The organism is Nocardioides sp. Iso805N (assembly GCF_000364605.1).
Lineage (GTDB): Bacteria > Actinomycetota > Actinomycetes > Propionibacteriales > Nocardioidaceae > Nocardioides.
On sequence record NZ_KB822589.1, the window covers coordinates 14,203 to 37,856 of the forward strand.

General features: G+C 69.6%; 21 protein-coding genes and 1 riboswitch. Of the genes, 8 read left to right on the forward strand and 13 right to left on the reverse strand.

Annotation, left to right across the window (positions count from 1 at the left end):
• Nucleotides 1–167 precede the first annotated feature (167 nt).
• A complete protein-coding gene (locus H036_RS0120205; RefSeq protein ID WP_017936630.1) occupies nucleotides 168–1,010 on the forward strand; it encodes an MEDS domain-containing protein in 843 nt (280 codons plus the stop codon).
• Here the strand turns inward: H036_RS0120205 and H036_RS0120210 are convergent.
• On the reverse strand, nucleotides 973–2,073 hold the full coding sequence (locus tag H036_RS0120210; RefSeq protein WP_017936631.1) for a hypothetical protein: 1,101 nt from the start codon (nucleotides 2,071–2,073) through the stop codon (nucleotides 973–975). The genes H036_RS0120205 and H036_RS0120210 overlap by 38 nt on opposite strands.
• Before the next feature lie 107 nt (nucleotides 2,074–2,180).
• Nucleotides 2,181–3,206 (reverse strand): AraC family transcriptional regulator, encoded by a 1,026-nt coding sequence (locus H036_RS23925; RefSeq protein WP_017936632.1) that lies wholly within the window; start codon nucleotides 3,204–3,206, stop codon nucleotides 2,181–2,183.
• Between the two features lie 453 nt (nucleotides 3,207–3,659).
• Here H036_RS23925 and H036_RS0120220 point away from each other — a divergent pair, with 453 nt between their 5' ends.
• Nucleotides 3,660–4,733: an EAL domain-containing protein gene (locus tag H036_RS0120220; RefSeq protein WP_017936633.1), complete on the forward strand. Its 1,074-nt coding sequence runs from the start codon at nucleotides 3,660–3,662 to the stop codon at nucleotides 4,731–4,733.
• A complete protein-coding gene (locus tag H036_RS0120225) occupies nucleotides 4,730–5,266 on the forward strand; it encodes a hypothetical protein (protein WP_017936634.1) in 537 nt (178 codons plus the stop codon). Before H036_RS0120220 ends, H036_RS0120225 begins: the two co-directional genes overlap by 4 nt.
• Here H036_RS0120225 and H036_RS0120230 read toward each other — a convergent pair.
• Nucleotides 5,263–7,767, reverse strand: coding sequence for an ABC transporter permease (locus H036_RS0120230; protein WP_017936635.1), 2,505 nt, complete (start codon nucleotides 7,765–7,767; stop codon nucleotides 5,263–5,265). The genes H036_RS0120225 and H036_RS0120230 overlap by 4 nt on opposite strands.
• A gap of 6 nt (nucleotides 7,768–7,773) precedes the next feature.
• Nucleotides 7,774–8,526 carry an ABC transporter ATP-binding protein gene (locus H036_RS0120235; RefSeq protein ID WP_017936636.1) on the reverse strand — a complete coding sequence of 251 codons (753 nt, stop codon included), beginning with the start codon at nucleotides 8,524–8,526 and terminating at the stop codon, nucleotides 7,774–7,776.
• 201 nt (nucleotides 8,527–8,727) lie between these two features.
• Here H036_RS0120235 and H036_RS0120240 point away from each other — a divergent pair, with 201 nt between their 5' ends.
• Nucleotides 8,728–9,429, forward strand: coding sequence for a hypothetical protein (locus H036_RS0120240; protein WP_157417708.1), 702 nt, complete (start codon nucleotides 8,728–8,730; stop codon nucleotides 9,427–9,429).
• Between the two features lie 67 nt (nucleotides 9,430–9,496).
• Entirely contained in the window at nucleotides 9,497–10,105 is a 609-nt protein-coding gene (locus tag H036_RS23930; protein ID WP_017936638.1) for a phosphatase PAP2 family protein, read from the forward strand.
• Here H036_RS23930 and H036_RS23935 read toward each other — a convergent pair.
• From H036_RS23935 to H036_RS0120270, 5 genes are all read right to left on the reverse strand, one after another.
• Nucleotides 10,102–10,368, reverse strand: coding sequence for a CBU_0592 family membrane protein (locus H036_RS23935; RefSeq protein ID WP_157417710.1), 267 nt, complete (start codon nucleotides 10,366–10,368; stop codon nucleotides 10,102–10,104). The two genes, H036_RS23930 and H036_RS23935, sit on opposite strands and share 4 nt — an antisense overlap.
• A riboswitch (guanidine-III (ykkC-III) riboswitch) is annotated at nucleotides 10,368–10,431 on the reverse strand. (Overlaps the previous gene by 1 nt.)
• The gene (locus H036_RS0120255; protein WP_017936640.1) at nucleotides 10,427–11,236 is read right to left on the reverse strand and encodes a MerR family transcriptional regulator; all 810 of its coding nucleotides are present in this window, start codon (nucleotides 11,234–11,236) and stop codon (nucleotides 10,427–10,429) included. Its footprint overlaps the riboswitch before it by 5 nt.
• A 27-nt stretch (nucleotides 11,237–11,263) precedes the next feature.
• Nucleotides 11,264–12,025 (reverse strand): ABC transporter permease, encoded by a 762-nt coding sequence (locus H036_RS0120260; protein WP_017936641.1) that lies wholly within the window; start codon nucleotides 12,023–12,025, stop codon nucleotides 11,264–11,266.
• Entirely contained in the window at nucleotides 12,022–12,801 is a 780-nt protein-coding gene (locus H036_RS0120265) for an ABC transporter ATP-binding protein (RefSeq protein WP_017936642.1), read from the reverse strand. Before H036_RS0120265 ends, H036_RS0120260 begins: the two co-directional genes overlap by 4 nt.
• A gap of 57 nt (nucleotides 12,802–12,858) precedes the next feature.
• A complete protein-coding gene (locus H036_RS0120270; protein WP_017936643.1) occupies nucleotides 12,859–14,169 on the reverse strand; it encodes an arylsulfotransferase family protein in 1,311 nt (436 codons plus the stop codon).
• 393 nt (nucleotides 14,170–14,562) lie between these two features.
• On the opposite strand from H036_RS0120270, the gene H036_RS0120275 reads away from it, so the two are divergent.
• Together H036_RS0120275 and H036_RS23940 are read left to right on the forward strand one after the other, a co-directional pair.
• Complete coding sequence (locus H036_RS0120275; RefSeq protein WP_017936644.1) at nucleotides 14,563–19,116, forward strand: SpaA isopeptide-forming pilin-related protein; 4,554 nt, start codon at nucleotides 14,563–14,565, stop codon at nucleotides 19,114–19,116.
• A gap of 154 nt (nucleotides 19,117–19,270) precedes the next feature.
• Nucleotides 19,271–19,795 carry a class F sortase gene (locus H036_RS23940; RefSeq protein ID WP_157417712.1) on the forward strand — a complete coding sequence of 175 codons (525 nt, stop codon included), beginning with the start codon at nucleotides 19,271–19,273 and terminating at the stop codon, nucleotides 19,793–19,795.
• A 94-nt stretch (nucleotides 19,796–19,889) separates the two neighbouring features.
• Here the strand turns inward: H036_RS23940 and H036_RS25065 are convergent, their stop codons facing one another.
• Nucleotides 19,890–20,519, reverse strand: coding sequence for a PadR family transcriptional regulator (locus tag H036_RS25065; protein WP_081615646.1), 630 nt, complete (start codon nucleotides 20,517–20,519; stop codon nucleotides 19,890–19,892).
• 282 nt (nucleotides 20,520–20,801) lie between these two features.
• Between H036_RS25065 and H036_RS0120290 the strand changes: the two genes are divergently transcribed.
• Nucleotides 20,802–21,056, forward strand: a complete 255-nt coding sequence (locus H036_RS0120290) for a hypothetical protein (RefSeq protein WP_026146206.1) — start codon at nucleotides 20,802–20,804, stop codon at nucleotides 21,054–21,056.
• A gap of 222 nt (nucleotides 21,057–21,278) precedes the next feature.
• On the opposite strand, the gene H036_RS25810 is transcribed toward H036_RS0120290, so the two are convergent.
• The 3 genes from H036_RS25810 to H036_RS23945 all read right to left on the reverse strand — a co-directional run bounded on the left by H036_RS25810 (nucleotide 21,279) and on the right by H036_RS23945 (nucleotide 23,631).
• Nucleotides 21,279–21,725 carry a hypothetical protein gene (locus H036_RS25810; RefSeq protein ID WP_017936648.1) on the reverse strand — a complete coding sequence of 149 codons (447 nt, stop codon included), beginning with the start codon at nucleotides 21,723–21,725 and terminating at the stop codon, nucleotides 21,279–21,281.
• 85 nt (nucleotides 21,726–21,810) lie between these two features.
• The gene (locus tag H036_RS0120300; RefSeq protein ID WP_026146207.1) at nucleotides 21,811–22,272 is read right to left on the reverse strand and encodes an SRPBCC domain-containing protein; all 462 of its coding nucleotides are present in this window, start codon (nucleotides 22,270–22,272) and stop codon (nucleotides 21,811–21,813) included.
• 21 nt (nucleotides 22,273–22,293) lie between these two features.
• Complete coding sequence (locus H036_RS23945) at nucleotides 22,294–23,631, reverse strand: DUF1501 domain-containing protein (protein ID WP_051068743.1); 1,338 nt, start codon at nucleotides 23,629–23,631, stop codon at nucleotides 22,294–22,296.
• Nucleotides 23,632–23,654 lie beyond the last annotated feature (23 nt).

The window sequence follows — 23,654 nt, forward strand, 5'->3', positions numbered from 1 at the left end:
GGACGGCATCCCGTGAACGGGTTAGTCGCGAGGCGGATCTCGGAGCCACGGGCAGGGCCGTCAGCGGGTTCGGTCGAGCAGAGGCGGCGTAGCATCGAAGAGAGGGACGGCACGGGCGCACCTTGTGTGCGCTGCGTCTGAGGATCGGACCTCCGAGGGAGAGCGACATGTCCGTGGGGACCCACCTGTGCGCCCTCTACTCAGGGCCGGCTGAGTGCGACACGGGTCGGCTCGCCTTCCAGCGAGAGGGGCTGCAGCACGGGGACAGGTGCCTGTTCCTGGTGGACCACCTCGAAGCGGCGCCGGTGCTCGAGCTCTCGATGAGGCGGTCGAGCGCCGGGAACGTCCTCGACGCAGGCGAGAGCCGCTATTGCGATGTCCGTTGCGCCACGGACGTCTGCCTTCAGGCAGGGCGATTCTCCGAGGACCGAACGACATCGTTCCTGGCCGACAGCGCAGCCTGTGCGGCCGAGGCGGGGTTCCCGGTCCTGCGCGTCATGGTGGAGATGGGCTGGCTCCTGCGGCAGCCGCGGGCGATGCACGACCTCGTGTGCTACGAGGCGGCCGTCGACCAGCTGGTGGAGCAGGCGTCCGCGGTGGTCATGTGCGCGTACGACCTGCACCGCTTCGGTGCGGAGATGCTGGGCGAGGTGCTCACCACGCACGAGACGGTGCTCGTGGACGGCACTGTGCTGGTCAATCCCAACTACCAGGTCGGCGCGGGTCACGTCGGTGCCACGGAGCCTGGGGAGCCTCAGCCTCACCAGGCGGGCGCGGAGGGCCGACGACGGCGAGTGATCGCACGTGACTGCTGGGATGCCCTGACCGTGTCGGAGCAACGCATCGCTGGTCACGTGGTGACCGGCCTGACGAACCAGGAGATCGCCACGCTGCTGGTGCTCTCACGTCACACCGTCGACGCCCACCTCAAGCACATCTACCTCAAGCTGGGCATCCACACCCGCGTCGAGCTCACGGTGGTCGCTCTCCACCACCCTGTCCCGAGGTGACCTCCTGGCGGCGGTCGTGCCGGTGCGTGTAAGCGGCCGCCCGGACGGCTTCGTCGCTCTCGAGACCAGCGCCGAGCGCGCCCCCCACCGTCGCGAGGGAGCTGGCGAGCCACACCAGCTTCAGGTAGTCCCCGAAACCGACACCGTGCCCGACACCGTTCTCGAGCAGTCGTGACGGCACCAGCACCGGTGAGGTCAGTAGTGCGAGCAGCAGGAGTGCGGCGTAGAGGAAGAGCACCCCCAGGACGACCGTCGCCGTCGTCGCCACGTTGAAGAGGGTGACCTGCTTGCGATCGACCGGATCCGACGTGCGTTCCCAGAGACCAGCCCCGCCGATCAGCGCGACGGTGATCGCAGCGACAGACCCCGCCGCGATCGCCGAGAGCCTGATCCAGCCCAGCGCTCCGCTGAGCTGCCAGATGTCGGAGGTCACGAGGGCGAACACCCCCGCTGCCAGGGCGGCGGTGAGTGCTCGCGAGAGTCCGATGGCCAGTCTCCACGGCTGGTTGGCCCGGATCATTCCGATCAGAAGTCGCACGTTCCCGCTGATCACCCGGGCGGTGAACCTCATGCTGCCGTCGCCCTCCGGCTGCTGGCTCCTGCCGAGCTCCCGGGCGCGGCGTCCAAGCCCAGGAACACCTCCCGAGAGTGCCTGTTCCTCGGTGTCCCCGAGCAAGGTGCGTACGAGCCCGACGACCGTGTCACGAGTGCGTCGACGCAGTCCGACGGCGCCGAGCGCTGGTAGGCATACGACAGCCACGCCGTGCAGAGGGCTCGCGTGAGCCACCACCGGTCGCCGCTGAGCCTTCAGCGGCAGGTCGGTGAGGCAGACGACCAGGTCCCAGTCCTCCTCCAGGAGCCGGCCCCTCGCCGCGGCAACGAGAGTGGCGTCGTCGGCGGGCGGGTGCACGAGCGCGTCGACAACCGTCGGCACGCGCCATCGGACGTGGGGCAGGTGCACAGCCAACTCGGCCTGCAGATCGACGGCGAGGGTCGGTGCCAGCTCCGTCGCCGCACCCGGTGCCGAGATGAGTCCGATCGCGACCTCGCCGCCGTCGCTCATGGGGAGGCGGCCAGGCCGCGCAGACGGTTCCGACCCTGCGGTGTCATAGTGCGAGTGTCGGATCCCACGCGCCGGGAGGCAAGGGGCGCGAAGACATGTCCTCGGCCTCAGATCGGGCGGTTGAGCGTCTCCGAAGGAGACTCACCGAACGCCTCCCGGTAGGAGGCGGCGAAGCGGCCCATGTGCAGGATCCCGAGGCCGACGGCGACGGCGCCGACAGTGGTCGCATCGCGGTCGGCCGCCTGGAGCACCTCTCGCGCACGACGTAGCCGTACCTGGCGCAGGTATCTCATCGGCGGCACGGCGAGGTCTCGACGGAACCCCTCCTGCAGCGCACGTACGCTCAGGTGCACCTCGGTGGCAAGACGGACCGTCGTCCACGGCTCGGACGGTCGCTCCTCGATCAGCTCCACCGCGTGCCTGATCGCTCCGCTCAGCCTGACGGGACGGTCACCGGTCGCGGCGTCGCTGTGGCTGTGCGGCTGACCGAGCAGCAGGCCGTCGCACACGAGACTCTCGAGGTGTCTACCGAGGAGGGTGTTCCGGCACATGTCCGTGGGGTGGTCGAGCTCGTCCACGAGGAGGTTCAGCACCGTCCGCCAGCGGCGTCCCAGAGGGCTCTGCAGGTCGGTGGGGGTGAAGTCGAAGGTGAGGCGACCTCTGAGGGGGCGCCCGAGCAGCTGCTCGAGCTCCGCCTCCAGGCTGGCTTGCGGAATCATCAGGCACAACTGCTCGCAGTCCGCCGACCACGACATCTCGGCGGGCGCGCCCGGTGAGAACACGAGGCCCTCCCCAGGACCCGTCGTCACGGGCTCGCTGCTCCCGCGCCTCGACCCCACCCGGCCGCGCAGCGGGATGTTCACATGGACCTCCTCGGCGTCGGCCGTGCGCAGATGGACCCGGCGGCCGTAGGTCAGCCGGCCGACAGTGAGCGCACCCAGACGCAGGCCGGCCACCTCCATACCGAGACGTGCGGAACCCCCGGAGAGGTCGAGCCGGTTCGGGAGGTAGAGCTCGGTGACGACCCTCTCGGCCTCATCGCGGTCGTCGGTCGTGCTGCGAATGACGGTCGCCAGCGATGGGTCGGTCTCGTCCCAGGTGGGCCCGCAGCTCCCGGCAGCAGCGGTGCTCATGGTGCTTCTCCCTACGGTCCTGGGCTCGGCGCCGAAGGCGATAGCGCCCTGTCCCAGGTCGACGGCGGCGCTCCTCGGCCTCTTCGACGCTCGGGTGGACGCCCTGTCTCGGAGGTCATGCTAGGCGACTCGGCCAGGCGCGGGGGCGCTTGGTGATCCGCCCAGCGCTGTCTGGTGGCCGGAATGCGCAGAACCGCGCCGAGGTGGTCGGCACGGCGCTTCATCGGCGTCATCCTCGTGCCGAGGATTCCGAAAACTCGGTCAGGCGCAGGCAGCCCAGGTGAGATGCGGGAGGGCAACGTGTCGGAGAGCGACGGGCGGCCGGGTCGGCCACCTACGGATGGTGGAGTAGCAGCGCGTCTCGGCACGTCCGCCGACACCCTTGCTGCCAAAAGTGCCCGCATTTGCGCGGCTTACTCCCAAGCACGTCCCTTTCGCGCGACAGCCGCGATCATGGCCGCTCTCGGCGGCGCGTGGGCCGGGTGCCTCGCCATCGGCGGATCGCACAGCGCGGGGACGCACCTGTTCTATGTCGCGATCGTCCTGGCCGCGGTCCGGTTCACCTGGCGCGCGACGGCCGTGGTGGCTGTGGCCGCGGGCGTGCTGGGCGGACCACTGCTGCCCGCCGACGTCTCCCTGGGCATCGCCCAACAGCCCGACGCATGGATCCCACGACTCGGGATCTTCTTGATGATCGGGGTCCTGATCGCGCTGCTCGTCGAGAACCCCGAAGCGACGCTTCGGAGCCGACTGCTGGATGCCATGGCGTCGGCACGGCTGCTTCGGGCACTCAAGCGCGGCGAGATCGAAGTCTTCTACCAACCGATCTGTCGGGTGCAAGACGACCGGATCACTGGCTTGGAGGCGCTCGCCCGCTGGCGCGGGTCCGCCGGAGGGTATGTGAGCCCCGGCATCTTCATCCCACCCGCTGAACGAACCGGTGCCATCGCACACCTGGACGAATACGTCCTTCGCCGGGCCATCGCCGCAGCCCGTGGTTGGCAGAGCGGCGCACAGCCCCTTTACGTCTCGGTGAACCTGTCGGCGACCACGCTGGCGCAGCCGCGGCTGGTCGCCATGATCGACCGGATCCTCGGCGATGCGGGACTGCCCCCGCATCTCCTGCAGCTCGAGGTCACGGAATCGGCTGCCATCGACGATCTCCCTGGCGCCGTCCGTCAGCTGGAGGCGTTGCGCGCACGGGGGGTGAAGGTGGCCATCGACGACTTCGGGGCGGGCCAGGCCTCCGTCAGCTACCTTCAGAACCTTCCCGTGGATGTCGTCAAGATCGACCGTTGCATCGTGTCAGCCGCAACCTCCGATGACCGAAGTCGCCGCCTGCTCGAGGGCGTGGCACACATGTGCGACCTTCTGGGCCTGCAGGTCATCGCCGAAGGTGTCGAGCTCGCCGAGCAGCTCACGTGCCTGCGCGAGATCGGGGTGCCGATGGCGCAGGGCTTCCTGCTCGGCCGTCCGGCTCCCGCAGGCGAGATCCACGCCCTCCTCGACGTATCGGCGTTGCGGTGAACACCCTGGGCGGTGGGGCTCCCCGGCAGCCGCGCTTCTTCAAGAGCAAGTCGCCTGCGGCGTTCGTGGACAGGCGGCTCTGGCGTGGGTGGGACCGAGATTCCCCCAGCGCACAGCAGGAGCGCCCTGAGCAGGATGACCTGACCGTGCAGGCGCCGGTGGGGCCTACCTATCGCGTTGCCGCCTATACCGTCCGCCCGTCCGGCTTTCACGACCTCGACAGTGCGGCCAAGGAGCGTTGGTGCCTTTCGGTGGTCGACGCTGGGAACGGGTGGGCGATCCGGCGCGGGGACAGGTGCCTCAACATCGCGCTTCAGTGGGAGGACGAACGCGAGGCCGCCCTCTGCGACGCTCAGTTCGTTCTTCGGTGTCGTTACAACGAGCACGCGGCGCTTCTGCGTGCCAGGCGCGTGGTGGACAGGCTGGAAGTGGCCGGCCTGACCTTCGACGAGTTCGCCATGAAGGTGTGGGCCTCCAACGACGGTGGCGTGGTCGGCCTGCCGGACCACAGTCGCCCAGCGACTGAGCTCTAGCTGGCCGCGATGGCGTCCAGCACTTCCATCCTGGTCGAGCGCCGAGCCGGGAGCAGGGCTGCCAGGACACCCAGGAGTACGCCGAGCACCAGGATCACGATGAGCTCCACCCACGGGATGCTCGGTGTGATCGTGGCCTGGCTCAGCCGGTTGAAGGACAGCACGAGCAGGAGTGAGACCACCAAGCCGGTGAGCATGCCGCCGAGGGTGCCGAGCAGCGAGATCAGCACCGATTCCAAGGTGACCATCCGTCGTACGCGCTTGTCGGTCATCCCGATGATCCGGAGCAGCCCGAGCTCACGACGGCGTTCGAGGATCGAGAGCGACATCGTGTTGATGATGCCGATCAGAGCGATGACCACGCTCATCAGCAGCAGTCCGGTGACGGCCTTGATCAGGAAGTCGAACACGCTCCGGATGAGCTTGCCGACCGCGTTGCCCTCCTGCGCGGTGATGTCGGGACGGAGGTCGGCGAGGTTCTGGATGGCGTCCTTCGTGCTCCCCTGCGCACCGGAGGCGATGTCGACGAACGCGACGGTGGGTGCGACGTCGCCCACCAGCGAGTCGAAGGTGTGCTCGTCGATGATGCTGCCCGTCTGACCGGTGTCCTGGGTCGGAGCCAGCACCGCGACCACCCGCAGCTGGACGTCCTTGCCGCGGCTGTCCTTCACCGTGACCGTGCTCCCGACGGCGGGGACCTTGCCCTCGCCGGTGTCGAGGACGGCGATGGTGCCGGTGGTCAGGTCGGCCAGGCTCCCATTCTCCGCCTTGATGCTGGCGATCTTCGCCATCTGCGCGACGTCGCCGGCGGATGCGATCGAGGCCTTGCTGTCGATGGTGACGGGTTCACGTCGGAACGCGACGACCTCGTTGACGTCCTTCACGTCGCGCAGCTTCGCGACGAAGGCCGGGTCGATGGTGCCGCCGGTGCTGACCACGACGTAGTCGGCCGACTGCAGGTCGTTGACCTGCTGGATAGCGAAGTCGCGGATGCTGGCCCCCGCTACGGCGACCAGCGTCACCAGGAAGACGCCGATGAGGAGGGCGTTCGCGGTGGTGGCGGTCCGCTTCGGGCTCCGGACCGAGTTGTCGACAGCGAGTCGGCCCTCGATGCCGAACCGCTCGAGCAGCGGTCGGGCGGCGCGGGCACCACCCCGCGCGAGGTACGGCGCCCCGACGAAGACCGATGCCACGAAGGCGACGACACCCAGGCCGATGACGGCCAGGCTGGACCCGGCGAGCATGGCGACCAGCCCCAGCACACCGAGGACGACACACACGATGCCGCGCGTGCGTCCCAGCGACGCGGACTCGGTGGCCGCTTCCCGCATCGCCTCGATCGGCTCTGTCCGGCCGGCCCGGCGGGCCGGGATCATCACCGACAACACCGTGATGATCGTGCCGAGGAGCAGCCCGCTGACGATGGTGGACGTGCTCACGGACAGACCACCCGGCAAGGTGTTGCCGGTCGCCTTCAGGACGCCCTCCAGCGCCAGCGTCAGGAGGTATCCGGTGATCACGCCGAGCACGGACCCGACGATCCCCAGCACGACCCCCTCGAGCCGCAGCGAGCGCTTGAGCTGTCGAGGGGTGGCACCGATCGCGGCGAGCACGGCGAGCTCGCGCAGCCGCTGGGCCACGATGACGCTGAAGGTGTTGTAGATGACGAACCCGCCGACCAGGAGGGCCAGCACCGCGAAGGCCTGCAACGCCTTCTTCAGCCCCTGGGCGAAGGAGCCGTTCGCATCCCGCTGGTCCTGGCGGAACTCGTTGCCCGTCTGGACGTTGAATCCGTCCGGGATCACCTGTCCCGCCTCAGCCACCAGCGTGCTGGGGTCGTTGCCGCGCAGGTAGAACGAGGCGTACTCCTGCTGGCCGTTGTTGAGCCAGGTGAAGGCGTCGGGCTCGCTGATGGACACCGTGCCACCGGTGTCGAGGGCGTCGGAGTCGCCGAAATCAGTGATCCCGACCAGCGTGACCTTCTGCTTGCCGGCCAATGTCAGCAAGGTGAGGGACTCGCCGACTTTCAGGTGCTGGTCGTCCGCCGTCCCCTGGTCGACCGCGATCTGACCGCTGCTGGTCGGTGCCTTGCCCTCGGTGACGGTGAGGGGATTGAGCTCCTTGTCGGTGATCCACAGCCGGCCGGTCGCCGAGGTCGCGAACGGCTTGCCGTCCTCGGCCTGGAACGCCACCGGGGCGGTCAGGATGCCGGCGCCGCCGTCGACACCTGGCAGAGCGAGCAGGTGGTCAACCGAAGACTGTGGCAGCTTCAGCGGCTCAGGCTCGGCGCCGGTGCTCGCCACCGTGGTGGTGTCATCGGGGACGACAGCGACATCGACGGTGCCGTACTGGGCGTCGACGTTGCCATCGAGCGAGGAGATGATGCCGTCGGAGATCACGCTGACGGCGACGAAGAAGCCGACGCCGGCGCTGATCGCGACGAGGGTGGCCAGGTAGCGCGCGAGGTTGTGCCGCACGCTGCTCAGGACGAGCTTGATCATGTGGGCTCAGCCCTCGAACTGCTTCATCCGGTCCAGCACCCGATCGGCGGTCGGGTCATCCATCGAGTCGACGATCTGGCCGTCGGCGAGGAAGAGCACCCGGTTCGCGTACGACGCGGCGTGCGGGTCGTGGGTGACCATCACGATCGTCTGCCCGGTGTCGTCGACGGCACGGCGCATGAACGTCAGGATCTCGATGCCGGTGCGCGAGTCGAGGGCTCCGGTGGGCTCGTCGGCGAAGATGATGTCGGGCTTCGGCACCAGGGCACGCGCGACGGCGACGCGCTGCTGCTGGCCTCCGGACAGCTGGCTCGGCAGGTTGCCGAGCCGGTCCTGGAGACCGACCGTCCGCATGATCTCGTCGAACCACGCGTCGTTCGCCTTGGTCCCGGCCAAGGTGAGCGGGAGCAGGATGTTCTCCTTCGCCGTCAGCGAGGGGATCAGGTTGTACTGCTGGAAGATGAACCCCAGCCGATCCCGCCGCAGCAGGGTCAGCTGGGTCTTGTTCAGCTTCGAGATGTCGGTGTCCCCGATGTAGGCCGAACCCGACGTCAACCGGTCGAGTCCGGCGACGCACTGCATCAGCGTGCTCTTGCCGGAGCCCGACGGGCCCATGATCGCGGTGAACTCGTGCTCGGGGAAGTCGACCGTCACCCCGGCGAGGGCGTGGACCGCGGCCTCACCGGTCCCGTAGGTCTTGCGAGCGTCGACAGCACGCGCGGCCGCCGATCGGGTGGGCGCCTCGGTGGAGGTGGTCATCGGCTCTCATCTCGTCGTGATCACATCGGTCGCTCGAGCATCGATCGAACCCGATCCTGGCATCCTCACCCTCCCTCGTACCGGGCGAATCGCCCCTTTGCCAGGCGACAGAGGTCACAGGGTCTGACCGTGCACCGGGCGATCCGGTGGTTTGCGGCGGCGATCAGGTTCGTGGCATGACCCCCCGCCTTCACTGGCACGGTGAGCAACCCCCACCCCGGGCGTGCCGGTTCGCGGCGCGTCCTGCGACTGCGCGCGGCGACGGCCGCTGCGGCAGGCGCCGTACTCCTTGCTGCCTGCGCTGTAGCCCGACCGGTCGATGTCGACCTCGCCGGTCCGACGGGCGGGGCGTCAGGACCCTCGAGCGTGCGCGTGGCCGAGGAGCAGATGCCTCGGGCGCCCCGTGACGAGGTCTCCTGGCTGCGTGCCGTCGACACCGCGTACGCCGACGTCGACGGCGGCCGTGGAGCCGAGGCATGGTTGCGCCGCCGGATGGATCACCGAGGCCCGGACGAACGCCTGGCGGTGATCATGGGCATCGACGACGTCATGGTCCAGACCCACTTCGCAGGGGTCGGGACCCTCGTCCCCCGCTCGGTCCGGTTCGTGCGGACGGCGCACGCCCTGGGCTACGGCGTCTTCTACGTCACCGGGCGCTCCTACGCCCACGGTCTGCAGCGCATCGAGAGCTTCCTGGCGCGGAGCAACGTTCCCGCAGACGGCGTCTGCGGCCGTCCGCCCGGGGCGGACGACGAGCAGTCGGCCAAGGCCCAGTGTCGCGAAGCGATCCGGGCACAGGGCTACACCCTCGCGGCGTCCGTCGCCGCCGACGGCGCCAGCTTCATCGGGTCGCCGCGGGCCGAGCAGGAGATCCGTCTCCCCGACTTCGCGCAGCGCGCCTGACCACCACCCACCTCGGAGAGGACCATCCCCTGTGCCTTCGGCAACAGCCCCACCCGCCCGGACCGTCATGACGATCGACGACGGCTGGTACCGCGCGGTCAACTCGTTCGCGCAGCACTCAGGTTGGCTGCACCGGCCGATGGAGGTCTACACGCTGGTCGGCATCGCAGCGCTGGCGGCGCTGGCGGTGCTCGCCTGGTGGTCGGCCCGTGCGCATGCCGATCGGCGGGCGATGGCCGCCGTGGCATGGCTCGGCCTCGGGACGGTGCTCTCGATCGTGGCCGGCCTGGGTCTCAAGCAGGTCTTCCAGGAGGCCCGGCCCTGCCGGACGATCGCCCTGACGACGGTGCAGGCCTGCCCGGGCACCACGGACTACTCGTTCCCCTCGGACCACGTGACGGTGGCCGTGGCGCTCGCGCTGGGTCTGTGGCTGGTCAACCACAAGCTCGGCCTCGTCGCCTTCGCGCTCGCCGCCGTCGAGGGCTTCTCCCGGGTCTACCTGGGTCAGCACTATCCCCACGACGTCATCGGTGCGGTGGTGCTGAGCTCCGCCATCATGCTCGGCGGGTGGCTGCCCGCGCGCGGGCCACTGATCCGACTGATCGCGACGCTGGAACGGACGCCGCTGCGGGCGATCTTCACCGTTTCGCGACCTGAGCGACAGGCGACGACCTAGGCGTGGGTCACGACCGAGCCGCCCGACAGCTTCCGCGCGATCGAGTAGATCGAGACGGCGGCCCACACGCCCTCGAGCAGGATGAAGCCCCACTCGCGGCCGATCACGGCCGTCGCGGTCAGGGCCGCTGAGCCGATCGCGTTGACCGCGAGGTAGGCGTAACCGGACTGCTGCAGCCGGCCGCCGAGGGCCGCGATGAACGCGGCGAGGATCAGGACCGAGCCGAGGATCTGAATGACGTCGTACATGACGAGGATCTCCATCGGCGTCGTCTTGTCGCTGACCGGGTACGACGCCCTCGTCCGGGACGCCGGCACGGCGTCACACCATCGATGATGACCCGCGCCGGTCGTGGGGTCCAGTCGGCGCCGAGCTCCCCGCCACCGGCCGGATGTTGGTCCAGCCGGTCCAGCCGCGCTCCTCGAGCAGCGCCAGCAACCGCCGGGCGGCCGGGACGGAGTCGAGGAAGACCGCGTCCAGCAGCGCCGCGAGGTCGGCGGGCAGGGCCTCCTCGTCCCAGGCCGACGCTGGGATCGCTTCGAACTGCGCGGCGAGCCGGTCGGCGACGCCCGCCAGGCGCGGATCGTCGGCGCCCCAGCCGATCACCTCCGCGAGGTCGCGGTAGAGCTCCCGGACGCCCGGGTCGGCGAGCTGCTGCTCCTTCAGCTCCATGTAGAACGGCATCCGCCCGGGCAGCTGGGCAGCGACCAGGATCCAGGCGTCGCGCTCCGCGTCCACCATCGCCTCGGGTACGCCGATCCCTCGCAGCCGGCCGAGATAGGCCACGGCCTCCGGCGGCAGGGCGAGGCTGTCGCCGGCCGCGAGCTTGGCGATCCGCTCGCGGGAGCGCTGCCGGTCCCGGATCTCGGCCCGCAGCCGGCGGTCGATCTCCTCCACAGCCCTGGCGAAGTCCTCCTCGTCGGCCGCCAGCAGCTGTCGCACCCGCGCCAGCGGTACGCCGGCATCGGCCAGCGTCCTGATCCGGATCAGGTCGACCGCCGCGGCGGCGTCGTACCGCCTGTAGCCGGAGCGGTCGCGCTCGGGCTCGGGGAGCAGTCCCTTGGCGTGGTAGTGCCGGACCGCTCTCACAGTGACGCCGGCGTACGACGCGAGCTCGCTGATCGTCAGCATGGCCTCATTCTCCAAGTCCGCCCGAGGTCAGGCGATCTTGCGGCGGTAGGTCGCCATCGCCAGGACGTAGGCGAGGACCAGCAGCCCGACGCACCATCCCAGTGCGAGCCACCCGTCGTGACCGACCGGTTGGTCGGCGAGCAGGCTGCGCAGCGTGTTCACGATCGGGGTGACGGGCTGGTGCTCGGCGAACCAGCGCACCGGGCCCGGCATCCCGTCGGTCGGCACGAACGCCGAGCTGATGAACGGCAGGAAGATCAATGGGTAGGAGAAGCCGCTGACGCCGTCGACGGAGCGGGCGGTGAGTCCCGGGATCACCGCGAGCCAGGTCAGCGCCAGCGTGAACAGCACCAGGATCGCGAGCACGGCGAGCCACCCGACCACGCCGGCGCCGGAGCGGAAGCCCATCGCCAGCGCCACCACCAGGACCAGGGCCAGCGAGATGAGGTTCGCCGCCACGGAGGTCAGGACGTGGCCCCAGAGCACCGCCGAGCGCGCGATCGGCATCGACTGGAACCGCTCGAAGATGCCCGACGAGACGTCGGTGAAGAGGCGGTAGGCCGTGTAGGAGATACCCGAGGCGATGGTGATGATGAGGATCCCGGGCAGCAGGTAGTCGACGTAGCTGCCGCCGCCGGTCTGGATCGCGCCGCCGAGGACATAGACGAACAGCAGCAGCAGCGCGACCGGCGTGACGGCGGTGGTGATGATCGTGTCGGGACTGCGCAGGACGTGGCGCAGCGAGCGCTTGAGCAGGACGAGGGTGTCGGCGACGGCGTGGCTGGTCATCGTGCCTCCTGGGCGGCGGCGCCGTCGTGGCCGACGATCGCGAGGAAGATCTCTTCGAGGCTCGGCTGCTTCTCGACGTACTCGACCTTGGTCGGCGGGAGCAGGCGCTTGAGCTCCTCGAGGGTGCCGTCGGCGATGATCCGGCCCTGGTGCAGGATCGCGATCCGGTCGGCGAGGTGCTCGGCCTCGTCGAGGTACTGGGTGGTGAGCAGCACCGTGGTGCCGCCGTCGGCGAGGCCGCGGATTGTCCGCCAGACCTCGAGCCGTGCCTGCGGATCCAGGCCGGTGGTCGGCTCGTCCAGGAAGAGCACCGGCGGGTCGCCGATCAGGCTCATCGCGATGTCCAGTCGCCGCCGCATCCCTCCCGAGTACGTCGCCACGCGGCGTCCCCCGGCCTCGGTCAGCGCGAAGCGCGCCAGCAGGCCGTCGGCGACCGCGCCCGGGTCGGCGAGGTGACGCAGCTGCGCGACGAGCACGAGGTTCTCCCGCCCGGTGAGCACCTCGTCGACGGCGGCGAACTGGCCGGTCAGGCTGATCGACGCGCGCACCTTCGCCGGTTCGGCGGCGACGTCGTACCCGTTGACGACGGCGCGGCCGCCGTCGGCCTTCAGCAGGGTGGAGAGGATCCGCACGGCGGTGGTTTTGCCGGCGCCGTTGGCGCCGAGCAGGGCGAGCACGGTGCCCGGAGGGACGCTCAGGTCGACCCCTCCGAGCACCGCGTGCTCGCCGTAGGACTTGGTCAGTCCGGCGATCTCGATGGCTGGTGTCATGGTCATGAGACCAGCCTCCAACCTTGACGCTGCGTCAAGGTCAAGCCCCGCCATCGCGATGGTTCAGCGGTGCTTGGCCGCCTTCCACGGCAGCCGGTAGGCGCGGTAGCTGATGAAGCCGGCCGGATAGCTCGCGTCGAAGACGTCCTTGCCGCGGGCGTTGAACTCCGAGAAGTGCGGCAGCGCGCCCCAGCCGGTGAAGACGTGGTCGTTGGCCAGGACCTGGGTGTTGCCCTGCGAGGACGCCAGCGTGCGGGTGGGCTCGTCGTACTCCTTGACGAGAGTGGCCGTCCGGCGCTTCAGGTCGAGCCTGATCTCGGTCGAGCGGCTGTAGCCGAGAGAGGAGACCGCGCCCTGGCCGGTGTTCGCGGCGCCTGCGGACTCGTTGTCGAAGACGCTGATCAGGCCGTGGCCGTGGTCCTCGGCGTCGTGCTGCCAGGCGAAGATCCGGCCGGCGTCGTTGAGCGTGGTGCCGTGGGCCGCCTTGAGCATGAACGAGCTGTTCTTGCCGCCCAGCCTCCAGTTGATCGCGCCCGAGCGGCGGTTCACGTCGTACGCAGTCCACGTGTTGCGGGCATCGATGAGCAGGTTGCGGTGGCTGTCGACCTTCACAGCGTTGACGTGGAACCAGTCCCAGGGCGTGCTGGCGCTGGCCGGCAGCGGCTGCTGGCTCTCGGAGTAGGGCACGTGATCGGCGCTGTTCCAGGAGAAGAGCACCTTGCCCGTCCTGATGTCGATCTCCTGGACGACGCCGTCGATGACCGTCTGGTCGGCCGGACCGCCGATCGAGGTGAGGTCGGCAGTGGCGGTGGTGTAGCTCAGGATCAGTGCCGTGTTGCGCTGGGTGATCAGGAACTCGTGTCCGTCCGCGCTGAGCCCGTTGCCGGCGTGCACCTCGGCGATCTTCTGGTACTTGTCGTTGTAGATGTAGTCGGTGCCGGTCGCCACGCCACCCAGGCCGGTGCCCTGCCAGAAGGTCAGCACCTTCTTGCCGCGATAGGTCTGGGTGCGGAAGTCGGCGATGGACTGGCCGGCGGCGGCCGGGTGGTACCAGACCACCTTCTTGCCGTTCGGGCTGAGGATCTCGGCCCCGCTCGCATAGCTGCTCGAGGTGCCGTAGGGCGCCACGAAGATGTCGCCCTTCGCCTTGCGGCCGAGCTTGTTGGTCGTCACGGTGACCGGCGGCGGGGCCGTGGTGTCGGTCGAGGTCTGCGCCGAGCTCTGGTGGGCGTGGCGGCTGTGGTGGGTGTCGTGACCGCGCTGGCCGTACGTCGCCGCGTCGGCGGCAGGGGCGGTGGCAGCCACGGTGGCTGTCAGGGCGAGGGCTGTGGCGGCGGTCGTTGCCAGCAGCCCGATCCGCTGGGTCTGGTGCATGGGGGTCCTCCTGTCAGCGCTAGACGTTAATGTCTAGTCGGTTACATGACTATGGACCCGTGGGCGAGGCGAGCGACCGGGGGTCCGGCACGCGAGACGCGGCCGGACCTGTTTTGACGGCACAACACGTTGTGCCGGCACCGCGGAGCCTTCTCCAGAAAAGGCGCGACGTTCCACGTCATGAGGTGAAGCCCAGCGCGTCACTGTTCTGGCCGAGATGACCGGGCCGCTACCCGGATCGGGCCGGGTGCGCGCCGGGTGCGCGCCGGGTGCGCGCCGGGTCATACGGTGCCGCGGGCCGCCTCCGGGTCGCGGGTGGACTCGAGGGGACTCATGCTGGTAGCGGGAAAGCGCGCGGCCGTTGCCGCCCTGGTTGTGGCTGCGTTGGGATCGATGACCCTCTTCGTGCCGTCTACGCCCGCAGACGCGGCTGCGGGTGATGCGCTCGCGGCGACGTTGACGCAGACGACAGGAACGGCGCCGTTCGACAGCGATGACGCTCCTGGCGACGACGCGTCAGGCGGCAACAACACTGTGCGGACCAACGACACGGTCACCTACGACGTAGGTGTTCGGTACGAGGGTGAGGCGCAGACCAAGCCGACCATCACGTTCACTCTGCCCAAGGGCGAGGAGTTGGTGAGCCTCCCGGCCTTCTGCCTCTCTCCCGGCTCCTCGGTCTCACCAGCCACGCTCCCGGCACCGGCGATCCCTGTCACGGCAACCTCGTGGGAGTCGCTACCGACGCAGACCGTGACCTGTGTCGTCGCCGATCAGGACAGCTCGACCTCCCTCAACTACCGGTTCGTCGCGAAGGTGCGGCCGGAGGTGCCGAACGGCACCCAGCTCGACCCGGTGACAGCCAGCGTCGTCAGCGACCAGGTCACCACTCCGGCAGTGTCTCGGTCGGTCGACCAGGTCGTCTCGGCCGCGCCGACGGTGGACGTGTCGAAGAACATGAACGCGTCATCGCAGACGTCGGGCCCGCTCGGCATGTCGTACGCGGTGTGCGCCTGGGACAAGTCCCAGACCTGCGTCCAGCTCACCTACCCGATCACGATGTCGATACCGGCGGGCGGCAAGGGGATGGCGCCGCTGGCCGGCCCGATCTCCGTCACCGATGACCTCTCGCCCGACTCGTTCTACCCGGCCGGGACCACCTCCTCGGCCGCGTGGCAGTCGGCAGGCGCCGGCGCGCTGACGACGTACGGCGCCCGCGTGATCGGGTGTGGGCGGCCTGAGGTCCTCGAGGCTCACGCACAGCCGGGGTCGAGCCTGAGTGCGTCCGCTCTCGGAGTCAATGCGACGACCGACAACTCGGTCCGCAACAGTGGCACCGTCACCTGCACCCAGGCCGGTGGCCCGGGATCGGCGGCCACCGTGACGACCACGGGCGCCGACACCACCGGCTACACCGTTCCCACCACGACGTTCGACGGATCCACAGCGTTGCCGACCTCCCAGAGCTTGATCTTCTCCTATGACCTGGTGGTGCAGGTCCCCGTGGCGGCGCTGAAGGACCTCGGTCTCGACCAGAACGGCACCTGGGCACTCCAGACGCAGAACAAGCTCACCGGCTTCACCGCGACGGACGCGACCGGCCAGAGCGTCGCCGACAGCAACCCGAACGACAACGAGCGCGATGCGACGCTCCGTCTGGACCGTAGCGGGCCGGGCACGCTCAGCAAGGCGTTCGTGGGCATCACCGGTGCCAGTGGAAACACCCCCGCGAGCACGTTCTCGACCAACCCACCGTTCGAGGGACCGCCTGGGTCGAACCAGATCCGGGACGGCAACACGGTCGCGGTCAAGGGGCAGACGGTCGTCAGCGAGATGCTCTATACCCGGCACGGGATTCCGCCGGCCGCCGACGACACCTTCTTGAACAGCAGCATCATGTGCGACACCTGGGACGACACCACCCTGCAGATGCCCGGGACGTTCGCCTACGCCGGCTCCACCACCACCGATCTGCGTGAGCCGTCGAACGGCAGCCCGGCCTGGGTCGCCTACGCGGGTGACGGGTCTCCGCTGCCAGCCTCCTCGGTGAGGAACGTCGACATCCAGTACGGCTATACAGCGACGCCTGGGTCCGGCACCAACTCCAGCTGCACGACCGGTACCTGGGTCGACAGCCCGGCTGAGGTGCCCGGCGCTCAGCTGGTCAACGGGACCTGGTCGGGCGTCAACCGCGTACGCATCTCGTTCACCGACATCGCCCCACGCTCGACCGACTACTTCCAGCTCGACGGCGCCATCGCACTGACCGTCGTCTCGGATGCAGCCACCGGCACGGTTCTGCCCAACTGGGCCAGTCAGACCTCCGCCCCGGCCGTCGAGGGCATGGACGCGATCCTCGCGGACCCGAATAGGACCCAGTCGAACTCCACCTACGACCCGACGACGACGACCGGTCAGCTTGGCGACCGGCTGCTGTTGGGCAAGGCGACCGCTCGGCTGAAGAAGGGTGTCTGGGACTCGAGTGCGGGCAACTACACCACTACCGCGGTGCCGCAATACACCGCAGGCTCGACGGTGAAGTATCAGCTGACGCCGACCCTGACCGCCGATGTCGACGCGGGGACATACGCCAATGTGACCGTCACGGACTGCCTGCCCAACTACCTGGCGTATGCCTCCTCCAAGCGAGACAGCGGTGCCGCGATCACGCCTACCGTCGTACAGGCGGGAGCCCCACCGGGTTCCGAGCTGGCCTGTGGCCCGGATGAGACCTATATCCAGTGGGACCTCGGCCCACAGGAGATCGGGAAGCCGATCGACCCGATCGACTACACCGTCGACGTACTCGAGACCGCTCCCAACGGCACCTACACGAACACCGCCCTGGTTTCCTCCCCGGCCGACGGCTCCCCGGCCGCCGCGCGGACGGCCTCGGCGCAGATCCAACTGGTGGTTCCGACCGGAATCAAGATCTCCAAGGCGGTGGACAAGCCGCAGATCGAGGTCAACCCTGCTGGTGCCCCCAACCCCCGGGAACTCACCTGGACGATCACCTTCGCGAACATCGACTCCCCTGAGAACGTCTCCAACGTCGACTTCGTCGACGTCTTGCCGGCCGACGGTCTCCTGGGCTCCAGCTTCACCGGGACCCTGAACCTCGACTCGGTCACCATCGCCAGCGGGACGAACGTCCAGATCCTCTACACCAGCGCTCCGTCGGCCAGCCTGGCCGTCGACCCGGATAATCCGAGCAACGCCACCAACGGCGCCACCACCTGGTGTGATGCCGCCGACGGGACCGGGACGGTCGTCTCCGGCAGCGGCAACGCCTCGTCGTGTCCGACGTCGTTGGCCGACGTCACCGGCCTGCGGTTCCAGCGAGCTGGAGACTTCACCCCCGCCGACACGATCCAGGCGAAGGTCACCATGACCCCGTCGGGCAACAGCGGCGGCGACATCTACCGCAACCAGGCCGCCGGTCGCGCGGTCGGCGTCTCTCAGCCCGTCGGCCCCACGGTTCGTTCGGTCAACGTCATCTCCTCCTCCATCGGCGACCGGGTGTGGCTCGACCAGAACGCCAACGGGACCCAGGACTCGGGCGAGCCCGGCGTGGCGGGTGTCAAGGTCCATCTCCAGGGAGCCGATGAGGACGGCAACACGGTGAATCTAGACACCACCACCGACTCCGCTGGCAAGTATCTGTTCTCGAACCTGCCGAGCGGGACCTACACCGTCACGTTCGATCCGTCGACCCTGCCGGCCGGCACGTCGTTCACTGCGCAGCATGTCGGGACCGACGACACGGTCGATTCGGACGGGAACGTCACGACAGGTGTCACTGACCCGATCGCGCTGGCACCGTCCAGGCAGAACCTGAACGTCGACCAAGGCATCGTCGAGGAGCCCGGCTCCCTGACCTGGACCAAGGTCGACGCCGACGGCAAGCCGCTGGCCGGCTCGGTCTGGACCCTGACCGGCCCGAACGGATATGACCAGACCATCGCCGACAACAGCGCCCAGGACAGCGACCCGGCAGACGGGGGGTTCAAGGTCACCGGTCTCGGCTGGGGCGACTACACCCTCACCGAGAAGACCGCACCCACGGGCTATCAGCTCGACGCCACACCGCGCACCGCCACCATCGACGGCAACGACCTCGCCGTTGACCTCGGCAAGGTCGTCGACCAGCCCAAGGCAGCGACTCTGACCTGGACCAAGGTCGACGCCGACGGCAAGCCGCTGGCCGGCTCGGTCTGGACCCTGACCGGCCCGAACGGATATGACCAGACCATCGCCGACAACAGCGCCCAGGACAGCGACCCGGCAGACGGGGGGTTCAAGGTCACCGGTCTCGGCTGGGGCGACTACACCCTCACCGAGAAGACCGCACCCACGGGCTACACCGCCACCACGACGCCGTACCCGTTCACGCTGGGCGCGAACGACCTGTCGGTCGGTCTGGGGGCGATCGCCAACGTGCAGGTCCCGGGCACCGTGACGTGGAGCAAGGTCAACGCGCACGGGAAGGCACTGGCGGGCTCCGTCTGGACCCTGACCGGCCCGAACGGATACGACCGCAGGATCACCGACAACGGCGATGTCGACGTCGACACAAAGACCGGTGCGTTCAAGGTCACCGGCCTCGCCTGGGGCACCTATCACCTCCGTGAGACCAAGGCCCCTGCCGGATACGTACGCGATCCCAAGGACCACCCGGTGAGCATCACCGCGACCGCCACGAGCGTCTCGTTCGGCGCGATCGAGAACCATCCGGTCCCGCCCTCCCCGCAGAAGGCGGACCTGCCCGAGAATCGCGGACCGCACCCCGTGGTCGACACCGGGATCACGGTGATCCCGGTGCCCTCCGCCAGCACGGCGAACGGCGGCGGTGACCGCCTCCTGGATGAGATGTTGCTGGCCGGCGCCGCGTGCCTGATGGCCGCGGCTGCCGTGGTCCGGTTCAGACGGCGGCGCCGCCGTGGGTGAGCAAGGACGCCAACACCGTCGGGCGGGCACGGGGTGGCTATGGCCGCTCCTGGCCCTCGCCGGGATGCTGCTGGCTTCGACCGGTGTGGTGCTCTTACACCAGCACCACACCGCCCCGGTGGCCGCGGGAAGTTCCGTCAGCACGGTCCGCGACATGGCCGGCACCCGCGTGCGCCTGGAGCCCGGCGTACTGCCCGCGACCAACGTGCTTACCCGGATGCGGGTCCAGAACGACACCGGTCAGCGCTTCGTGGCGCCTTCGGTCGGACTCAACGTCCCGCTCGGGGCGCTGACCATGGTCGACGACAACATCACTCCCCCTGGGATCACCAGCGCCTACCTGGTCCGCAACCTCGGGGTACAGCCGGGGCGGGCGAAGGATGGGACCGTGTTCGTCGTCATGCACTCGGTCCACGGTGGCGGGATCGGCGCCGGCGACTACCTGGTCGACCTCGCCCACGGCGGCAGCGCGCTCAAGACGGGCGCGATCATCGACGTCGGAGGCGTCCGGTATCGCGTGACCGGCTCGATGAGCCTGCCCAAGACCCAGGTGCCGGACCGCTCCGACATCTGGGCCGACACGCCTGGCCGCGTCGTGGTGATCACGTGTCTGCAGAATCCCGACGGCACCCCCGCTACACGCAACCTCATCGTCGAGGGACACGAGATAGCTCCTTGACCCCGGCCCTGCTCCCGCGACGGCGCAGACCGGATCGCTCCGCACCTCGCTTCGTTCACGGCGGAGGAACGGCCGGCGCCGGCTGCCGGCTGGATCAGGCCTCGGCGAGCAGCCGGTAGATGGTCTGGCGCGCCTGACGCAGTACGCCGGCGACCTCGGCGATCTGGTCCTCCCCACCCACGGCGCGGACCTGGCGGACCGCGAGATGCAGCTGCTCCAGCTCCTCGCGCAGGCCGCTGCCCGGGTTGGCGTCCGTCTCGCGGGCCAGCTCGTCGAGCGCCGCCGGGTCGGCCTGGGCCCGTCCCTCGTCAGTCAGCTCGAAAGCCCTGCGGCCCTCGCCCTGCACGCTGCGGACCAGGCCCTCGTCCTCCAGCTGCTGCAGCATCGGGTAGACCGAGCCGGGGCTGGGACGCCAGCGACCGTCCGACCGCTCCTCGAGCCGACGCATCAGCTCGTAGCCGTGGGCCGGGCCGTCGATCAGGCCGGCAAGCAGCAGCCGTCGGATGTCGCCGCGACGACGACCGCCGCGGCGGCCGCCACGGCCACCCTCGGGACGGCCGCCCTCAGGACCGCCACCCCCGGGACGGCCGCCACCCGGGCGACCGCCATGACGACGGCCGGGTCGACCCTCGCCGAAACCGGGCCCGAAACCGGGCCCGAAGCCTTCACCGAATCCATCGCGCTCGCGGGGTCCGCGGCGCTCGTCAGATGAGTCGTTCATCATGTTGAAGCTCCTATCGATCAGTTGATGAACCAACTGTAACGCGATATATCGTGATCGTTCAAGCGACAGTCGTTATGACGTGCGTCATGACTTGCTCCGCGAGTTTGCTCGGGCGGCGCCAGCGCTCTGACTACTCAACGTGTCTGAGGAGTTGTGCACGATTGCGCTCGTGTAGATGCGCGTTCTCCTTCTTCGTTGCCACGACGGGGCCTAGTCCGACCGGCTCCCCGTCGTGGAGTCGAGGCATGCCGGTCCTCCGACCAGCACCCCGAGGAAGCCCGCATGTCCCGCATCGACACCCCGTACGGCCCGATTCCCGCCGGCACCCCGTCCTGGAACCGCCAGCGACACTCCCAGATGCGCTCACACCGCTACCGCGACGTCTACGACCGCGTCGAGGTGCACCTCACCGAGCGGGACTGGCCCGCACGCCGCCTCGCCCAGGCGCCGCTGTGGGTCCCCGTCGACCTGCGCGACGGGAACCAGGCGCTGCCGAGCCGATGGACCCGGGTCGCAAGCGCCGGCTCTTCGAGTTGATGGTCGCGATGGGCTGGCCGAGGGCAGGGCGGAGCGCGACATCGAGTGGCGGGTGCCGGTGGAGAACGACGCCGCGGAGGTCGTCGGCGAGCACCGGACCCGCGTCGAGCGCGATGGTGCGGTCGCCCAGCTGGTCCTGCTGGAGTGCCGCAGCGCCGCCGGAGCCCGATGGGTGGCGCGGGTCGGGTGTCCGCCTGACGCCTCGACCGGCTCGGCGGGCGCTCAGTCGCGGGAACGCTGCTCGGTGCGTCGGCTCCCCGACCGCCGCCTGGCACCGACACCGGAGCCGAGGCTGCGCCAGAGGGAGCGCACCATCAGCACAAGCAGCCAGCAAGCGCCGGCGGCATAGACAGCGAAGATCGGCCGGGCGAGCCAGAGTGCCACCGGGTGCCGTACGACCACGGCGTCCCCGCCGCTGCTCCACAACGCCTGGAGCCGCGCCTGCGTCCCTCCCACGTCGCTGCAGCTGTAGCGAGGCGACGAGCCGGTCCAGGCACTGCCGCACTCCCGCTGGGTGACGCCGAGGTACTCCACACCGATCGTCAGGAGGACCCAGGCCAGCAGCAGGCCCCCGACCACCAACAGGAAGGCGACGACCACCTTGGTCTGGGCCTTGTCCTGCGCTCGCTGGTGCGAGCTGCGCCAGACCTTGCGCTGCGGGCTAGGCAAGGCACCGTCCTTGGTGGAGATGCCGCTGAGCCGATGGACCGAGTGTCATGGCCGCAGTCTCCCACCCGGGGTGCGGTGTGATGGCTCAGCCGGCCAGGTGAGCGGCGAGGTGGCGTAGCGATGAGTCCATCCCCGCGAGGTGATCGGCCTCGCTGATCCCGCTCGGTACGTCGTCGGCGCGGACCTCGACCACGCAGCCGCCGCGGCGGGCCGTGATCGACCAGGTCATCGTCATGGTGCCGGCGTAGGCCTCGTCGTCGGCGACGAAGTCGACCGCCTCCACCACCCGCTCCCCGGGGACTAGCTCGACGAAGCGGACCTCCACGACGTCGTTGCCCTCCCCGGTCTTGCCCGGCGCGGCCACGGGATCGTCGTGGTGCAGCACCATCCGGTAGCCGCCGCCGGGGCGGGCGTCGAAGTGCACCACCTCGGCGCTCATCCCGTCGGGCGGCAGCCAGTCGGCCAGCGCGATCGGGTCGGTCAGCGCGGCGTAGACGGTCGCGGGTGAGCCTGCGACCTCCTGGCGGGCGATGTCACTGCGGCTCATCACCTCAGTGTGCGCCCGAAGTCAGCTCATGACGCCGATCGAGGCCTGCTGATGTCCCGGGAAGACGCTGGCCAGGCTGCGGTCGGGGAAGCGCTTGGCCAGCACCTCGCCGATCACGTCGCGATAGTCGGTGGTGACGGCGAGGTCGTCGTCGACGTACGGGCTCGCGGGATCGGTCAGACCGGGCCAGGTGCCGTGGTAGCGGCCGCCGTTCACGCCGGCGCCGAGGAGCAGCATCATGTTGCCCCAGCCGTGGTCGAGCCCGTGCGCGCCGTTCTCACCCAGGCGGCGGCCGAACTCGCTGATCGTCAGCACGGTGACCCGGTCCAGGTCGGAGCCGAGGTCGGTGAGGAACGCGGCGATGCTGTCGCCCAGCGCACCCACCATGCCGGCCATGTTGCCGCTGTCCACGGTGCCGTAGTCGGCGTGGTAGTCCCAGGAGCCGAAGTCGATCGAGACCACCTCGGTGCCGACGTCGGCCCGGATCAGCTGGGCGGTGTCCTTCAACGCCGCGGCCAGGTCGGTGGCCGGCCAGTCGGTCGGGTACGTCGCCCCGTTCTGCGGCTGGTACGCCGTCGCCGCCGCCTGGGCGAGTACCTCGGTGATCGTCAGCGCTTGCCGGCCGGCGTCGCCGAGCGTGCCGCCGGCGCCGTTCCACACCGTCTGCAGGCCCTGCCGACGCCGCGCCCGCCAGGAGGCGTCGGTGTCGAAGAGCGGGTTGGCGCCGACCAGGGCGATGTCGGAGAGCCGGTCGGCGGCCAGCGTCGGTGCCGGGCCCGAGACCAGCGTCGGCGGCATCGCGGAGGTGAGGTGCACGGCCTCGGTCGGCGAGGAGGTGGCGTCCATGCCGATCATCCGGTTGACCCACCCGCGGCGTACGGCCTCGGTGGGGTCGGCCTCCTCGATCTCCTCCATCGCGGAGAAGTGCGAGCGGTTCGGCATGGGCAGCCCGACCGCCTGCACCGCCGCGAACTGCCCGGACCGCCACCACGGCAGCAGCGGCGCGAGGCCGGGGTGCAGTCCGAACATCGAGTCCGCGGCCAGCAGCCGGGACGTCGGTACGGCGATGGTGGGCCGAGCCCCGGCATAGGCACTGTCACCGTGCGGGACGACGACGCCCAGGCCGTCGATCGCACCGCGCAGCGAGAGCACCACCAGCACGTTGCCGGCAGTGCTCTCGGGGGTGGTGTCGGCGGTGGTGTCGGCGTAGGCGACCTGACGGACCGCGTCGCCGAAGACGCTGACGGCGACCCCGCCGAGAGCGGCCGCGCCGAGCCCGGCGAGGAAGCCACGCCGGGAGAGCCCGGCGCGGTACTCAGCGCAGCAGGGGTCCGCGGCGGTGGCGGGATCGGTGCGCATCGGTCGGCTCATCGGGCTCGTCG

Excerpts from the sequence above, each read along its gene's own strand:
- H036_RS0120205 (WP_017936630.1), top strand. The coding sequence starts at position 168 with ATGTCCGTGGGGACCCACCTGTGCGCCCTCTACTCAGGGCCGGCTGAG.
- H036_RS0120210 (WP_017936631.1), bottom strand. The coding sequence starts at position 2,073 with ATGAGCGACGGCGGCGAGGTCGCGATCGGACTCATCTCGGCACCGGGT.
- H036_RS23925 (WP_017936632.1), bottom strand. The coding sequence starts at position 3,206 with ATGAGCACCGCTGCTGCCGGGAGCTGCGGGCCCACCTGGGACGAGACC.
- H036_RS0120220 (WP_017936633.1), top strand. The coding sequence starts at position 3,660 with ATGGCCGCTCTCGGCGGCGCGTGGGCCGGGTGCCTCGCCATCGGCGGA.
- H036_RS0120230 (WP_017936635.1), bottom strand. The coding sequence starts at position 7,767 with ATGATCAAGCTCGTCCTGAGCAGCGTGCGGCACAACCTCGCGCGCTAC.
- H036_RS0120235 (WP_017936636.1), bottom strand. The coding sequence starts at position 8,526 with ATGACCACCTCCACCGAGGCGCCCACCCGATCGGCGGCCGCGCGTGCT.
- H036_RS23930 (WP_017936638.1), top strand. The coding sequence starts at position 9,497 with ATGACGATCGACGACGGCTGGTACCGCGCGGTCAACTCGTTCGCGCAG.
- H036_RS23935 (WP_157417710.1), bottom strand. The coding sequence starts at position 10,368 with ATGGAGATCCTCGTCATGTACGACGTCATTCAGATCCTCGGCTCGGTC.
- H036_RS0120255 (WP_017936640.1), bottom strand. The coding sequence starts at position 11,236 with ATGCTGACGATCAGCGAGCTCGCGTCGTACGCCGGCGTCACTGTGAGA.
- H036_RS0120260 (WP_017936641.1), bottom strand. The coding sequence starts at position 12,025 with ATGACCAGCCACGCCGTCGCCGACACCCTCGTCCTGCTCAAGCGCTCG.
- H036_RS0120265 (WP_017936642.1), bottom strand. The coding sequence starts at position 12,801 with ATGACCATGACACCAGCCATCGAGATCGCCGGACTGACCAAGTCCTAC.
- H036_RS0120270 (WP_017936643.1), bottom strand. The coding sequence starts at position 14,169 with ATGCACCAGACCCAGCGGATCGGGCTGCTGGCAACGACCGCCGCCACA.
- H036_RS0120275 (WP_017936644.1), top strand. The coding sequence starts at position 14,563 with ATGACCCTCTTCGTGCCGTCTACGCCCGCAGACGCGGCTGCGGGTGAT.
- H036_RS23940 (WP_157417712.1), top strand. The coding sequence starts at position 19,271 with ATGGCCGGCACCCGCGTGCGCCTGGAGCCCGGCGTACTGCCCGCGACC.
- H036_RS25065 (WP_081615646.1), bottom strand. The coding sequence starts at position 20,519 with ATGATGAACGACTCATCTGACGAGCGCCGCGGACCCCGCGAGCGCGAT.
- H036_RS0120290 (WP_026146206.1), top strand. The coding sequence starts at position 20,802 with ATGTCCCGCATCGACACCCCGTACGGCCCGATTCCCGCCGGCACCCCG.
- H036_RS0120300 (WP_026146207.1), bottom strand. The coding sequence starts at position 22,272 with ATGAGCCGCAGTGACATCGCCCGCCAGGAGGTCGCAGGCTCACCCGCG.
- H036_RS23945 (WP_051068743.1), bottom strand. The coding sequence starts at position 23,631 with ATGCGCACCGATCCCGCCACCGCCGCGGACCCCTGCTGCGCTGAGTAC.